This is a genomic window from Bradyrhizobium sp. LTSPM299 (assembly GCF_000938235.1).
GTDB lineage: Bacteria > Pseudomonadota > Alphaproteobacteria > Rhizobiales > Xanthobacteraceae > Bradyrhizobium.
In genome coordinates this window covers 204,702-219,343 of the sequence record NZ_JYMU01000013.1, presented here as the reverse complement: position 1 = coordinate 219,343, position 14,642 = coordinate 204,702, and the positions used below count along the sequence as shown (strand labels likewise).

Genomic DNA, 14,642 nt, shown 5'->3' with positions numbered 1-14,642 from the left:
GACAAAATTGCAAGGCAATTTTGCGCTGATAGCGACGAAGCAATCCATCTCTCCGCGCACGCGGTTGGATGGATTGCTTCGCGGAGCCTGTCATCGGGAGCGCATTCGCGCGACCCGTTGGCTCGCAATGACGGAGGCTACTTCGCCCCTTCCTTTGCCGGCGCCGCGTCCTTCGCAACCGGTGCGTCGGCTTTCTTCTTCAGATCGTCGGCGAGCTTGCCTTGCGCGGCTTGCAGATCCGAGACGACCTTCTGCAAGCTCGCGATCTGGCGGTTGGCGGCATCGAGCTTCTGCTGATGATCTGATGTGAGCTTGTTGATCGTCTTCTGCAGGAATTCGACATTGCTCTGCAGGCAGCTGGTGCGCCGCTCCATGGTTTTTTCGACGGTGCAGATCTCGATGCCGGGAACATCCTGCGCGAAGGCGTGACCTGCGCCGAGCGCAAGCAGCACGAGAACCACAGGAGCAAAACGAGCGATCATCAACCTTCCCCGATCAGGCGCGTCATTCACAGCTTTTTGCTCGCAACGCCGAGAGCAACGCAGACATACCATACTGATACCGCATTCACGCGGTGTGCTCTGTCGATTGCGGGGAACTTCTCGTGGGGACGGGGGGCCTTCGGAACTTGTTGGTTCGAACCCTTGACGATGGAGACAGATCACATGGCGACGCGCGAAAAACGGCTGGCGCAATTCGATGGCAATGGCGAACCTTCGCCCAACCAGCGCGTGGAAGTGCTTTGTGAGGATCACAGCGGGACGTATCAGCTGCCGTTCGCCTGCCGGTTCGTCGATGGCCAGTGGCGCAATGACGCAACCGGCGCCGCGGTCGAGGCCAATGTCGTCGGCTGGCGGATGCCGCGCGACAAGCAAGCAGGCGTAACGCTGGCCGCGCGCGCCTTGTCTCAAAACGCGACGTAGCGGCGCGCCGTCTTAAGGTTCGGAACGCGGATAGAACGAACCGCGCCCGAATCACTGATCGCGCGCCGTACTCCGTTGTTCACGGCTAGATGTGGTCATCACCCCGAACCAGCGCACCACATGCAGAAGCATGACGATCGGCCGCAACCAGCGGCCGACGACAAAGGTTAATTCCTCCGCTGACGACATGGCGATCACGCCCAAGGCGTGGGCGCAGGCACCTTGTCGGTGCCCGGATCGACATCGACGGTCTTGAAATCGGCCGGGCTGACGATCTCGAGGTATTCCATGTCCTTCGAGTAATCGAACAGATAGTGGGTGATGCCCGGCCGCTGATGAATGACGTCGCCTGCCTGGACCAGGGTCTCCTTGTCCTCGTACATGAAGCGGGCCCAGCCCTTGGTCATGATGACGATCTGGAAGTCGCAGAGATGCTTGTGCCAACCGGTGCCTGTCTCCGGCGGCAAATCGGGATTGGCCTTCACCAGATGGCAGATCACCTGCCCGCTGGTGGCATCGGCGATGCCGAGGTCGCGATACAGGAAGAAGTCGCGCAGACCTCCTTCCTTGAACTCGGTATCACCAGGTTTGACGTGGGAGAATTTGCTGACGACGGCGTGCTGATTCATTGAAGCCTCCACGGTTCGCGTTTTCGCGAGATCGCGGCGCGGGCTCAGCGTCCAAATTTTCGGCAGCGTCGCATCGTCGCGGTCACAGCTTCATGTTTGCTATGCGAAATCCTTGCCAGAGGTGCCTTTCTGCGGCGAGATCGCCCGGCGTCATCGACATCGCGGCGGAAGCACTTGTTGCAATGCGCGAATTCGCGTTGCGCGTGTGCCGGCCCGGCGCTCGCGGCGATCCGATGCAACGGCCAACCCGGCCGCCGGCGGCGCGTTCGTTGAGCAAAACCTGCCCGGGGCTTGAGCCGCGGATGCGGGCAGCTCCCGCGCCATACTGCCTAATATTCGACCTCGAGCTCCTCGACGTCGGCCGGCTCGGCCTTCGCCGCCTCGATCCATTGCTGCATCTCGGGCATCGCCATGATGGTCCCGGCATAGGCTGAAAGCTGCGGGTCGAGCTTGACGTCATAGGTCATGAAGCGGGTCACGACCGGGGCATACATCGCGTCGGCCATGGTGCGGCGCTCGCCGAACAGGAACGGCCCGCCCGACTTCGCGAGGCAATCGCGCCAGATGATGCAGACGCGGTCGATATCGGCCTGCGCGCGCGACCAGATCTTGAAGCCGGGGAAGTGCCCCTTGAGGTTGACCGGCAGCGAGGCCCGCAGCGTCGTGAAGCCGGAATGGATTTCACCGCAGATCGAGCGGCAATGCGCCCTCTGCACGCGGTCGTCCGGCAGCAGGCCGGCATGCGGCAAGAGATCGTTGAGATACTCGCCGATCGCCAGCGTATCCCACACCGTCGCCCCCTCATGGCGCAAACAAGGCACCAGGATCGAGGACGACAGCAGCAGCAGTTCGGCCTTTGCCGAGGCATCATCGGGTGCGGTGATGACCTCCTCGAACTCCAGCCCGGCGAATTTCGCCAGCAGCCAGCCGCGCAGCGACCAGGACGAATAGTTCTTGCTGCTGATGGTGAGTGTCGTGTTCGCCATGCCTATTCCTCACGCCTGAACGCCTCCCCCGGTGCCCGCCCGGGAGCGAGGCGCCCTTGCCCAAGATCTTGCCCAAGGCATGAGCGCCGAGCATTTTTGCAGCAAGTGACGTGCCAATTTGCCGGGCGGCCTGCCCTCGCTTTGGCGTCGATATTGCATAGCAGCATGGGGCAAGGGCGGATGCGTATGATGTCAATGATGTACCAGGCCTATCAGAACCACATGGACCTCACGGCACCATGGCGGACCGGGGCCGCGGCGGCGCTGAAATACCTCAACTTCGTGCCACAAGGCGTCTCGGATCGGGTGTTCGGCCGGCTTGCGGCGGCACTTGAGCTGATCTCCCGCTCCAGCCTGACCTATACCCGCCCGGCCTACGGCATCGGCAGCGTGATGGTCGGTAACAAGGAGGTGCAGATAACCGAGGAGGTCGCCTATGCGACGCCGTTCGGCTCGCTGCTGCATTTCAAGAAGGCGGACGGGCGGGAGCAGCCGCGGCTCTTGCTGGTGGCGCCGATGTCCGGCCATTTCGCCACGCTGCTCCGCGGTACCTTAAAGACGCTGCTGCAGGACCACGACGTCTACATCACCGACTGGCACAATCCGCGCGACATTCCGCTCTCGGAAGGCCGCTTCGGGCTCGAGGACTACACCGACCATCTGATCGACTTCCTCGGCCAGCTCGGCCCGCGCGCGCACATGGTCGCGATCTGCCAACCGTCAGTGTCGGCGCTGGCGGCGGCAGCCGTGATGTCGGAGGACAACCATCCGGCGCGGCCGGCGTCGCTGACGCTGATGGCCGGCCCGATCGACACGCGGATCCTACCGACCAAGGTCAACGGTTTCGCCAACAGCAAGCCGATCAAGTGGTTCGAGGACAATCTGATCAACTACGTGCCGGTGCAGTGCCGGGGCGCGTTCCGCCAGGTGTATCCGGGCTTCGTGCAGCTCACGGCGTTCGTGTCGATGAACCTGGAACGGCATATCAAGCAGCACATCGACCTCGCCGACCATCTCGCCAAGGGCGAGATCGAGAAGGCCGAACTGATCAAGACCTTCTACGACGAATATTTCGCGGTGATGGATTTGCCGGCGGAATTCTACATCGAGACCGTGCGCGACGTGTTCCAGGAGCATCTCTTGCCGCAGGGCAAGCTGATGCATCGCGGCCGTCCGGTGAACCCGGCCGCGATCAAGCGCATGGGCCTGATGACGGTGGAAGGCGAAAAGGACGACATCTGCTCGATCGGTCAGACCCTCGCCGCCCAGGATCTCTGCACCGGCGTCCGCACCTATCGCAAGGTGCACCACATGCAGGCCGGCGTCGGCCATTACGGCGTGTTCTCGGGAAAACGCTGGAACAACGAGATCTACCCGCTGCTGCGGGATTTCGTGCATGTGAATTCGTGAGCAACGCTCCCTCTCCGTCATTGCGAGGAGCGAAGCGACGAAGCAATCCATCCCGCGGCGTATGCGGGACGATGGATTGCTTCGCTTCGCTCGCAATGACGGTAGATACCTAGCCACGCATCTCATCAAGCAGTAGTCTCCCCGCCGCGACGACCCCAGCCCCAAGAATCGTCCCCGGGAGAAACCTCCATGCGTCCCTCCGTCGCCGTCCGCGCTCTCGCGCTCGCCTTCATCTCCATCCTCGCTCTCTCGACCGCGGCATCCGCCGCCGAAATCCATGTCATGATCTCGGGCGGGCTGACCGCGGCCTACAAGGCGTTGGTGCCGGAGTTCGAGCGCAAGACCGGGAACAAGGTCGTCACCGCCTACGGCCCGTCGATGGGCACCACGGAGAACGCGATTCCAGTACGGCTCGACCGCGGCGAGCCGGCCGATGTGCTGATCCTGGTCGGCTATGCGCTCGGCGACCTCATCAAGCACGGCAAGGTGGTCCCGGACAGCCGCGTCGACCTCGTCAACTCGCCGATCGGCATTGCGGTCAAATCAGGCGCAGCGAAGCCGGACATCGGCTCGGCTGAATCCGTCAAGCAGGCGCTGCTGGCGGCAAAATCGATCGCCTATTCCGACAGCGCCAGCGGCGTCTATGTCTCGACCGAGATGTTCGCCAAGCTCGGCATCACCGATGCGATGAAGGACAAGGCACGGAAGATTCCGGCAACCCCCGTCGGCGAGATCGTCGCCAGGGGCGACGCCGAGATCGGCTTGCAGCAGATCAGCGAGCTCAAGCCGGTTGCCGGCATCGATATCGTCGGTCCCTTGCCTGATGCCTTGCAGAAGATCACGGTGTTCTCCGCCGGCATAGCGGTTGTCTCGAAGGAGCCCGAGGCCGGCAAGGCGCTGATCAGCTTCCTCGCCTCGCCGGAGGCGCGCGACACGCTGGTCAAGAGCGGGCTGGATCCGATCCCGACCGCGACGCATTAGGGCGGAGTAGGATTCATCATCGACCGGAAACAGGTAGCGAAATCTCGCCATTGTGGGGGGCAGAATTGGACTTGCAAAACTTGATCCCGATTGGACGAGACCTTCCTGACAACATCTTTGCGCGGCGCTTCAAGAAAATATCTATTCTTCGATCTAGACATCAATTCATCGCAGCCGCTGATCTCGGCAATGCAACAAGCTGCAACGCTATGCTTCGGTTCGGAAGCGGATATCGACGTGTCCGCTGCTACGCAAAGAGCCTTCCAAAAGCGGCTAAGGGCGACCGCGGATTTGCCTTGCGAGGTCACGAACTTTGGGGCGCAGCTGTTCAATGACGGCGACATGGGCGGGATGATTCTCGTGGATCAACAGCAGAGATGGGTTGCGTACCAAGCCCGCCCCATTGACGTCGGTGTTTTTGCAATTGACTGCACCCAGGATGTCGGTGCTCTCCAGAGCGTGAGAGATTGCTTTTTCTCGATCGACGATGTTAGGGGCTGGCTTTTGCAACGCGCGAAGCGCGAAAGAGACATGGTTTTTAATGCTGGGGAAGGCTTTCTCGCAGCATTGGTAGAGAACTACTCGTAGGCGTCGGTGGACAAGGATAGGTCAGCGACCTAGCTCCACTCAACGAAAATGATGCGCCCCATACGCCAGCAGCAGGATCACGGCGAGCGCGAGCGCGAGCGTCGTCGACTTCCAGAACAGCACCGGATTGCGCTCGATCAGCGGCGTCGATGATGTCGTGAGATATTTTGTGTTGGGGTTACGCAGATCGAACAGGAACTCCGAGAAACTGTCGTAGCGCTTGAGCGGGTTCGGATGCACGGCGCGCTCCAGCGCGCCGTCGACCCAGGTCGGGATGCGGCCGCTATGTGTGGCGGGGCGGTAGACCAGCCTGTTGAAATCCGATCGCGTGCGGGCGCGGGCGATCTGGGCACCATAGGGCAATAATCCCGTCAGCATCTGATAGGTGACGACGCCGAGCGAGAACAGGTCGGATTGCATCGAGCCGCCCTGGCTCAAGAAATATTCCGGCGCGGTGTATTGCTGGGTGCCGAGGATGTCCTCGCTGCCGGACGGAGCCGCCTCGGCGACACCCGCGATCCGGGTCGACCCGAAATCGATGATCTTCACCGTCCCGGTCTGGTCGATCATGATGTTGTCGGGCCTGACGTCCTGGTGCAGCATCTCCCTGCGGTGAAAGGCGCGCAGTCCCTTTGCGATCTGCTCGGCGATGTCGCGCACCGTCTCGAGCGAGGGATTGGGATGGTCGATCATCCACTGCGTCAGCGTCTGGCCGTCGATATATTCCGTGGTGACGTAGAGGAAGTTGCGCTTGCGCTGTGGCAGCCAGGGCTTCAGCACATGCGGGCTGTCGATCCGCCGCGCGACCCATTCCTCCATCATGAAGCGCTTCAGATAGGCCGGATCGTCGCGCAGGTCGATCGAGGGGATCTTGATGGTGACGGTGGTGCCGGTGTCCTCGTCGACCGCGAGATAGATGTGGCTGCGGTGTGATGCGTGCAGCTCGCGCACGATGCGGTAGCCGTCGAAGCGCATCCGCGCGTCGAGCAGCGGCGGCAGCGGCAGCTCGGTCGGTTGGCCGAACACCTCGCGTGCGTCACCGTCGGGCAGTTTATCGATCCGGACGATCTGCGCGGTGAGATTGTCCGGGCTGCCGCGTTCGAACGCCTGTTCGACGATCGACTTCGCCGCGGCATCGAGATCGGCGGCGCCGTCCAGGATCGTCTTCGCCAGCTGCCGCGACGGGACATGCTCGTAGATCCCGTCGGTCACCAGCAGGAAGGTGTCGCCGCGCTCGACCCGAAAATTCTGGTAGTCGATCTCGACCTGCGGATTCACGCCGAGTGCGCGGCCGAGATAGCTCTGCTCCGACGAGATCACGACGCGGTGGTCGTTCGTCAATTGCTCGAGGCTGTGTCCGGCGACACGGTAGATCCTGCTATCGCCGACATGGAACAAATGCGCCGTAGTCGACCTGATGACCATGGCGCTGAGCGTGCAGACATAGCCCTTGTCCTTGTCGTAGGGATTCTGGCTGCGCCTTGTCTGCGCATGCAGCCAGGAATTGGTCGCCTCCAGCACCCGCTGCGCCGAGGTCTTCACCGACCACGAGTCCGAGGTGCAGTAATAGTCGGTGAGGAAACCCTTGACCGCTGATTCGGCCGCGATGTGGCCGACGCTGCTCGACGAGATGCCATCGGCGAGCACCACGGCGATACCCTTCAGGCCGAGCAGCGGCTCCTCGGGGATCAGCACGCCGTGAAAATCCTGATTGGCGTCCTTGCGGCCCTTATCAGAGAATTGCCCGACCGATATTTTCAGCGCGCGCGGCATCGCCTCGTTCAAGCCCGACGGGTTCCTCCCCGACAGGAGAGCCCGATATGCCCGTCCAGATCAAGCCGCGAGAGGCCGTCGCGGGCGCGCTTGTCACCTAGCCTCGAGCAAGCGCCGGGCGCCGGGCACTCAGCCCCGTTGCGGATTCGAAGGCGGCGCCGATGCGAAGCACCATGCTTTCATCGAAGGCGCGGCCGACGATCTGCATCGACAGCGGCAGGCCCCATGCGGAGAAGCCGGTCGGGATCGACATTGCCGGGTTGCCCGTGACGTTGAACGGCATGGTCTGGACCGGCCAGTTCGGCGAGCTGTTTGGATCGATATCGGCGAAAGCCGGCGCCGGGGCCAGGGCGCTGGCGGTGATCAGCGCGTCATAGGTCTTGAGCTGCAGATTGACCGCGCGCGACAGCTCGCGACGCAACCGCATCGCCTGCTGGATATCGGCCCCGGTAACGAAAGCGCCGAGCGTCATCCGCAAATAGGTCAACCGACCGAAGTCGAGCGGCCGCCTCTGGTAGTCCTGCTCATGAATGGCGTACGCCTCAGTGTACATGATGATACGGCCGCAGGCATTGAACAGGTCATAGTCTGGCAGCGTGATCTCCTCGACCACGGCGCCGAGCTTTTCGAGTGTCTCCGCGGCTCGGTCGATCGCCGCGACGACCTCGGGCGAGACGTCTTGCGCCTTGGCGAAGAAATGCCGGGGAAGGCCGATGCGCAGCCCTTCCACGCCCTGACCGAGCCCGTCCAGGTAGTTCGGCACCGCAATGTCGACGCTGGCCGGATCGAGCGCGTCATAACCGGCGATCGTCTGCAGCGCGATCGCGCTGTCCTCGACCGTCCACGACAACGGGCCGCAATGGTCGAGCGTGGTCGAGAGCGGAAACACACCGCGGCGCGAAACAAGGCCATAGGTCGGCTTCAAACCGACCGTGCCGCAATAGGCAGCGGGGCCGCGGATCGAGCCGCCGGTGTCCGAACCCATCGCCATGCGCACCAGCCCGGCGGCGACCGCCGCACCCGAGCCGGACGAAGAGCCGCCAGGAATGTGATCGCGATTCCAGGGATTGCGCGCCGGCGGAAACGGCAGATCGAAGCTCGGGCCGCCGAGCGCGAATTCATGGGTCGCGAGCTTGCCGAGCAGCACGCCACCTTGCGCCTTGAACTTCGTCGCGACGACCGAGTCGGCCGCCGGCACATGGTCCAGCCGCAGCTTGGAATGGCAGGTCGAGCGGATGCCGGCGGTGTCGTAGATGTCTTTCAGCGCGTAAGGCACGCCCTGCATCGGCCCGTTGTCGGTCCCCTTCGAGAAATTCGCATCCGCCGCGGTGGCATCGGCGCGGGCGCGATCGGCGGTCACGGTAATGAAGCTGTCGAGCGCGGGATCGATCGCAGCAATGCGCGCGAGCGCGTCCTCGGTGAGAGCGAGCGAAGTGATCGAGCCGTCGCGCAGTTTGCGCCCGGCCTCGGCGATGCTGAGTTCGAACAATTTTGTATCGCTCATGATCAAAGGCCCCGCGTCACGCTCTGGATCGAGTATGTGCCGGCCGGCTCATCTGCCGCGGTACGGGGCTGGCGCATCGTGGCCAGCATGCGGCGCAGATCCTTGAAGCCCGCGAACAGCGCAGCTTTGCGGTCTTCCGGAATGGCAAGGCCGGCGCGTTTGGCGAGAACGTCGAATTCAAGGGCAAGCGCGGCTTCGTCGGGCGTTTCCGGCATGATGATCATCCTTCTTGTCGTTGTGGAGTTTGATTGTTCAGACTGCTGCGATCGCCGGACGGCGCGCATGCCAGTCGGTGTCGTGTTGATAGGCGTCGGCCGCCTGCAGCACCGCGGCTTCCGCGAACGGACGCCCGCTGATCTGCAGCCCGATCGGCAGGCCGTTCGGATCGAAGCCGCAGGGAATGCTCATCGAAGGCAGGCCGAGATAGTTGAACGGCCTTGTGTTGGTGGAGATTCCGAGCGCCACCTGCTCCGTTCCCGGCGGGCCGTTGTCGATATCGGTGGTCGCAAGCGTCGGCAGGCAGGTGCGGATGGTGGGCGTGACCAGGAGATCGACCTGGCTGAACACCTCGCTGGCGAACGCCTTCAGGATCGGGCCGCGCCGGCTAAGCGCCTCGACATAATAGGTGGCGGGGATCGCATAGCCCGGAAACATCCGCGCATTGATATGGGTGGCGAAGTCCTGCGGTCGTTGGCGCATCCACTCGGCGTGGATCGTGGCGCCCTCGACGCGCGACACCACTGCGGCATAGGTCGCGACCGCATCCATCAGCGGCAACGTCAGAGGCACGATCGTTGCGCCGCGCCCGGCCAGCACGGAAGCTGCGGTCTCGATCGCTGCCCGCACCGGCGCATCCACCTCGTCGAGGAAGTAGGTCGAGGGCATGCCGATACGGATACCGCGAAGGTCGCCGGTCATCCCCGCCTCGTAATCAGGGACCGGCATTTCGGCGCTGGTCGGGTCGCGCGGATCGTGCCCGGCGATGACGCTCATGATCCGGGCACAATCGCGCGCGGTGCGGGCGAGCGGGCCGACATTGTCGGCCGAGAACGACAGCGGCATCACGCCGTAGCGGCTAACGCGCGTCTGTGTCGGCTTGATGCCGCTGACGCCGTTGGCCGCGGCGGGTAGACGGATCGACCCGCCGGTGTCCGACCCCAGCGCCGCGAAAGTGAAACGGGACGCGACTGCCGCACCCGATCCGCTGGAGGAGCCACCGGTGATATACGGAAGATTCCAGGGATTGCGGCAATCGCCGTGATGACGATTGTGGCCGGTGCCGTTCTGCGCGAACTCCGCCATGTTGAGGCCGGCGAACGCATAAGCGCCGGCAGCGCTGAGCCGCTCGATCACGGTCGCGCTGTAGTCCGGTACGAAATCGCGGCGAATGGCCGAACCGCAACTGGAGAGCCGGCCGGCCTGATAGTACATGTCCTTGTGCGCCAGCGGCAGCCCGTGCAACGGCCCGAGCGGTTCGCCCGCGGCGCGCCTGGCATCGGCGGCACGGGCAGCAGTGAATGCGGCCTCCTTGTCCACCCAGATCGTGGCGTTGACCGCCTCCTCATGGGCGTCGAGATTGGCGAGGCACGCCTCCAGCAGCGATACCGCGCTCACGTCGCCCTTGCGCATCGCATCCACCGCATCGACCAGCGACAGGTCGGCAACATCAAGCCCAATCGCCGTCATCGGCGCACCTCGATCGACGCGGCTTCGCGCAGCGCCGCTTCGAAGCTCGAGGGCTCGTCCTCGAAGCGTAGCGAGCCGCGCAGCGCCTCGAAATCGCGGATCAGCTTTTCCAGATCACCCAGCATGCGCAAGGCGACGTCGTTGGGCGGCGTCACGCCATGCCAGGTCGCGATCGACGCGGCCATATCGTTCACCAACTTCGTTTTCTCACTCATGCGCCGTTGTCTTTCATGCAGGCTCTCCGATCAAGCTCGGCAACACGTCCGCGACGCGCAGGCAGCGGGCCATCCGGCCCGGCGCGGTATAGACCGGGTCGGGGAAGGCCTGGCGGCATGCCTCGGTGGCGAGACCGCAGCGCGGCGCGAAGCTGCAGCCGCCCGGCAGCCGCCGCAAATCAGGCGGGCTCCCCGGGATCGCGGCGATATCCTGGTCCGGCGCCTGGTCGTGCACGGTGGAGGCCAACAGGCCCGCGGTGTAAGGATGCGCCGGCGCGCGCAGGACGTCCGCGACCGGCCCCTCCTCGATCACCCGCCCGGCATACATCACCGCCACGCGATCCGCGATCTCCGCCGCCACACCCAAATCGTGGGTGACGAAGATGGTGCCCATCCCCAGTTCCTGCTGCAGGCGGCGCAGCAGGATCAGCACCTGGATCTGCACCGTCGCGTCCAGCGCCGTGGTCGGCTCGTCCGCCAGCAACAGCCGCGGCCCGCAGGACAGCGCGATCGCGATCATCGCGCGCTGCCGCAGCCCTCCCGACAACTCATGCGGATAGGCATCGAACCGGCGCGCGGCGGACGGGATCTTGACCAGATCCAGCAACTCGATCGCGCGGGCGCGGGCCTCGGCCCTGGTGCCGCCCTTGTGCCGCCGGATCATCTCCACCAGGTGCTGGCCGACCGAATAGACCGGGTCCAGCGCGGTCATCGGCTCCTGGAACACCATCGCGACGTCGCCGCCGCGAAAGGCCCGTAACGGCTTTCCTTGCAACGCAAGAACATCCTGTCCGCCGAGTTCAACCCGACCGGCCACCTGCGCCTGCTTCGGCAATAGCCGCATCAGTGCGCGCAGCGTGACGGACTTGCCCGAGCCGGACTCGCCCAAGAGACACAGCACTTCGCCGGCGCGCAGGCTGAACGTGGCGCCGTTGACGGCGGTCACCGTCGCCTCGCGGCTCACGAACTTCACGGTCAGATCCCGCACGTCCAGCAGCGGCGCGGCCGCCTCGGTATGGCCATCCATCAGGCGGACCCCGCCAGGCTGTGACCGGAATCCGGCGTCGTCATATGACACGCCGCGACATGGGAGGAGCGGTCCTCCCAGTGTCCCAGTGTCGGCATCCGCGCTTCGCACACGGACTCCGCATGCGGGCATCGGGTGCGGAAACGACAGCCCGAGGGCGGGTCGATCGGACTCGGCGGGTCGCCCACCAGAGGCGGCGCCTCGATCCGCCGTCCGGCGTCCATCGACAGGCGAGACCCCAGCAGCGCCCTTGTGTAAGGGTGGCGCGCTCGGGCAAAGACCTCGGCCGCTGGGCCAAGCTCCACCACCTGTCCCAGATACATCACCAGCACGCGGTCGCTGATATAGCGCACCACGTTGAGGTCGTGGCTGATGAACAAATAGGTCAGGTTCAAAGTGCGCTTGAGCTGTCGCAGCAAATTGAGCACCTGGGCCTCGACCGACTTGTCCAGCGCGGAGACGGCTTCATCGAGGATCACCATGCGCGGTCCGACCGCGAGCGCGCGGGCGATGTTGACGCGCTGCTTCTGGCCGCCGGACAATTCGTGCGGGTAGCGCGGGCCGAACAGATCCGGCCGAAGACCCACCTTGACCAGGATCTCGTGGGCGATCCGGCGCGCCTCGGTCTTGCTGCGGCCGTTCACCATCGGGCCGAAGGCGATGGAATCCTGCACCGGCATGCGCGGGTTGAGCGAGGAGTAGCTGTCCTGGAACACCATCTGCACCTGACGGCGCAGGTCCGCCACGTCGACGCCGCCACGTTCGCCCACGGCGTCGCCGTCGAACACAAGTTCGCCGGAATCCGGCACCACCAGATGCAGCAAGAGCCGCGCCAGCGTCGACTTGCCGCAACCGGACTCGCCGACCACGCCAAGGGTTTCACCCTTGAACAGCGTGAACGAGACGCCATCCACGGCTCGCACCACCGCGCCCTTGCCGGCACCCTTCACTCGGAAATGGCGCTGCAGCTCGCGCGCGATCAGCATCGGCTGCGCGGCGCCGCCGCGGTCGCGTGGATCGACATAGGGCTGCATCTGGACGGCGGCGCTCATCCGCGCACATCCATCGCGCCGCGCACGCCGTCGCTGACGAGATTGAAGCAGATCGAGGTGATGAAGATCGCGATGCCGGGCAGCGCGCAGCCCAGCGGGTCGACATAGAGCGACTGGCGCAGGGTCGACAGCATCAGTCCCCAGTCCGGCTCGGGCGGCTGCACGCCGAGGCCGAGGAAGGACAGGCCCGAAGCGAGCAGGATGCTGACGCTGACGAGGCTGGAGGCATAGATGAACACGGGTCCCAGCACGTTGCCCAGCACGTGGTGGCGGATGATGGTGAGCGTGCCGGCGCCGCTGGCGCGGGCGGCCTCGATATAGTCCAGGTTCTTCACCTGCGCGGTCGCCGTCTCCGCGACGCGGCACATCGCGGGCGTGAACACCAGACTCAAGGAGATGATGCCGTTGATCTTGCCGCCGCCCATCGCGCCGGAGATCGCAACCGCGAGCAGGATGGACGGAAAGGCGTAGAACACGTCCATGGTGCGCATGATGGCGGCATTGGCCACGCGCCCGGCGAAGCCGCCGATCACGCCCAGCATGCCGCCGACCAGTGTTGCGATCAAAACCGGCGCCAAGCCCATCACCAGCGAGATCCGGCCGCCATAGATCAGCCGGCTCATCATGTCGCGGCCCAACTCGTCGGTGCCCCAGGGATGACCGCGCCAGCCGAACGGCTTGAGACGGCCGACGACACTCTGCTGGTACGGATCGAATGGCGCGATCAGCGGAGCCGCGATCGCCGCGATCACGATCGCCAGCACCACCAGTCCGAAGCCGATCGTCATCCAGTCATAGCGCAGACGGTGCAGCACCGACTGCCAATAGCCGCGCACCTGGATCGCGGGCGCCCCATCGATCTCCGAATCCGCCGGGATCGCGCCCGGCGCCACCACCGCTCTCTCATTCATGCTCGGCGGATCCTCGGGTCCAGCACCGCTTGCAACAGGTCCACGATCAAATTGGTGGCGACGAAGATCAGCGAGAGCGCGAGGATCGTGCCCTGCAGCACGGGGATGTCGCGGTTGATGATCGCCTTGAACAGCAGGAAGCCGCTGCCGGGCCAGGTGAACACCGTCTCCACCAGAATGGAGCCACCCATCAGATAGCCGAATTGCAGTCCCATCACCGCCAGCACCTGTGGCGAGGCGTTCTTGAGCACGTGCCGGATCACCGCGCCCTCGCCCAGCCCCATCGCGCGCAGCGTGGTGACGAAATCCTGGCTGCGGACCTCCGCCACGGCCGCGCGCGTGGTGCGTGCGATGATGCCAATCGGGATCATCGCCAGCGTGGTCACCGGCAGCACAAGGAATTTCGCGTCGCTCCAGTGCCATAGTGTGAAGGCAGCCGAGCCGGACTGCCCCATCCCGCTGGCGGGCAGCACCATCAATTCGACCGCGAAGATGATCACGAGGACCAGTCCGAGCCAGTAGTTCGGCAGGCTGACGCCGATCACCGCCGCGCCTGTGACGATGCGATCCGTGGCCCGCCCGGGGAAGCAGCCGGCCAGCGCTCCCATGCCGTAGCCGACGATGAACGAGAGCGGTGCTGCGAACAGCGCCAGCATCGCCGTGTTGCCGAGCGCGCCGAACACTTCCAGCGTCACCGCGCGCTGGCTGGCGATCGAGCGGCCGAAGTCACCATGCAGAACGTGCCAAAGCCAGATCGCGTATTGCACCGGGATCGGCCGGTCGAAGCCATAGGCGTGCTTGACGATCGCGATGGTCTCGGCCGTCGCGTCCGGCGGCAGCACCGTCTGCAACGGATCGCCCGGCGCCAGATACACCAGGGAAAAGCATACGACGCTGACGCCGAGCGCGATCGGGATCGCGAATAGCACGCGGCGGATGACGTAGCCGAGCATTCCC

Annotated in this window: 16 protein-coding genes; 4 read left to right on the top strand and 12 right to left on the bottom strand. The window is 64.5% G+C overall.

All coding sequences use genetic code 11. From position 1 onward, the window contains the following. Positions 1–137: 137 nt before the first annotated feature. On the bottom strand, positions 138–482 hold the full coding sequence (locus UP10_RS09030; RefSeq protein ID WP_044586986.1) for a hypothetical protein: 345 nt from the start codon (positions 480–482) through the stop codon (positions 138–140). 183 nt (positions 483–665) lie between these two features. On the opposite strand from UP10_RS09030, the gene UP10_RS09025 reads away from it, so the two are divergent. Next, entirely contained in the window at positions 666–923 is a 258-nt protein-coding gene (locus UP10_RS09025) for a hypothetical protein (RefSeq protein ID WP_044587217.1), read from the top strand. A gap of 194 nt (positions 924–1,117) precedes the next feature. On the opposite strand, the gene UP10_RS09020 is transcribed toward UP10_RS09025, so the two are convergent. Next, positions 1,118–1,552, bottom strand: a complete 435-nt coding sequence (locus UP10_RS09020; RefSeq protein ID WP_044586985.1) for a cupin domain-containing protein — start codon at positions 1,550–1,552, stop codon at positions 1,118–1,120. Positions 1,553–1,881: 329 nt separating this feature from the next. Next, a complete protein-coding gene (locus UP10_RS09010; RefSeq protein ID WP_044586983.1) occupies positions 1,882–2,538 on the bottom strand; it encodes a glutathione S-transferase in 657 nt (218 codons plus the stop codon). 186 nt (positions 2,539–2,724) lie between these two features. Here UP10_RS09010 and UP10_RS09005 point away from each other — a divergent pair, with 186 nt between their 5' ends. The 3 genes from UP10_RS09005 to UP10_RS08995 all read left to right on the top strand — a co-directional run bounded on the left by UP10_RS09005 (position 2,725) and on the right by UP10_RS08995 (position 5,517). Continuing rightward, positions 2,725–3,948 carry a polyhydroxyalkanoate depolymerase gene (locus UP10_RS09005; protein ID WP_156179746.1) on the top strand — a complete coding sequence of 408 codons (1,224 nt, stop codon included), beginning with the start codon at positions 2,725–2,727 and terminating at the stop codon, positions 3,946–3,948. 189 nt (positions 3,949–4,137) lie between these two features. Next, positions 4,138–4,929, top strand: a complete 792-nt coding sequence (locus tag UP10_RS09000; protein WP_044586982.1) for a substrate-binding domain-containing protein — start codon at positions 4,138–4,140, stop codon at positions 4,927–4,929. A gap of 90 nt (positions 4,930–5,019) precedes the next feature. Continuing rightward, the gene (locus tag UP10_RS08995) at positions 5,020–5,517 is read left to right on the top strand and encodes a hypothetical protein (protein WP_044586981.1); all 498 of its coding nucleotides are present in this window, start codon (positions 5,020–5,022) and stop codon (positions 5,515–5,517) included. A gap of 39 nt (positions 5,518–5,556) precedes the next feature. On the opposite strand, the gene UP10_RS08990 is transcribed toward UP10_RS08995, so the two are convergent. From UP10_RS08990 to UP10_RS08950, 9 genes are all read right to left on the bottom strand, one after another. Beyond that, on the bottom strand, positions 5,557–7,290 hold the full coding sequence (locus UP10_RS08990; RefSeq protein ID WP_044587215.1) for a bifunctional protein-serine/threonine kinase/phosphatase: 1,734 nt from the start codon (positions 7,288–7,290) through the stop codon (positions 5,557–5,559). Between the two features lie 97 nt (positions 7,291–7,387). Further along, complete coding sequence (locus UP10_RS08985; protein WP_044586980.1) at positions 7,388–8,794, bottom strand: amidase; 1,407 nt, start codon at positions 8,792–8,794, stop codon at positions 7,388–7,390. A gap of 2 nt (positions 8,795–8,796) precedes the next feature. Next, complete coding sequence (locus tag UP10_RS08980; protein ID WP_156179719.1) at positions 8,797–9,009, bottom strand: hypothetical protein; 213 nt, start codon at positions 9,007–9,009, stop codon at positions 8,797–8,799. 37 nt (positions 9,010–9,046) lie between these two features. After that, the gene (locus tag UP10_RS08975) at positions 9,047–10,480 is read right to left on the bottom strand and encodes an Asp-tRNA(Asn)/Glu-tRNA(Gln) amidotransferase GatCAB subunit A (protein WP_044586978.1); all 1,434 of its coding nucleotides are present in this window, start codon (positions 10,478–10,480) and stop codon (positions 9,047–9,049) included. Further along, positions 10,477–10,665 (bottom strand): hypothetical protein, encoded by a 189-nt coding sequence (locus UP10_RS08970; RefSeq protein ID WP_156179718.1) that lies wholly within the window; start codon positions 10,663–10,665, stop codon positions 10,477–10,479. Before UP10_RS08970 ends, UP10_RS08975 begins: the two co-directional genes overlap by 4 nt. 43 nt (positions 10,666–10,708) lie before the next feature. Next, positions 10,709–11,722: an ABC transporter ATP-binding protein gene (locus tag UP10_RS08965; protein ID WP_044586976.1), complete on the bottom strand. Its 1,014-nt coding sequence runs from the start codon at positions 11,720–11,722 to the stop codon at positions 10,709–10,711. Continuing rightward, the gene (locus UP10_RS08960; protein ID WP_245321693.1) at positions 11,722–12,774 is read right to left on the bottom strand and encodes an ABC transporter ATP-binding protein; all 1,053 of its coding nucleotides are present in this window, start codon (positions 12,772–12,774) and stop codon (positions 11,722–11,724) included. Before UP10_RS08960 ends, UP10_RS08965 begins: the two co-directional genes overlap by 1 nt. Continuing rightward, entirely contained in the window at positions 12,771–13,685 is a 915-nt protein-coding gene (locus tag UP10_RS08955; RefSeq protein WP_044586975.1) for an ABC transporter permease, read from the bottom strand. The genes UP10_RS08960 and UP10_RS08955 overlap by 4 nt, the downstream gene beginning before the upstream one ends. Beyond that, positions 13,682–14,638 (bottom strand): ABC transporter permease, encoded by a 957-nt coding sequence (locus UP10_RS08950; protein ID WP_044586974.1) that lies wholly within the window; start codon positions 14,636–14,638, stop codon positions 13,682–13,684. The genes UP10_RS08955 and UP10_RS08950 overlap by 4 nt, the downstream gene beginning before the upstream one ends. Positions 14,639–14,642: the final 4 nt, after the last annotated feature.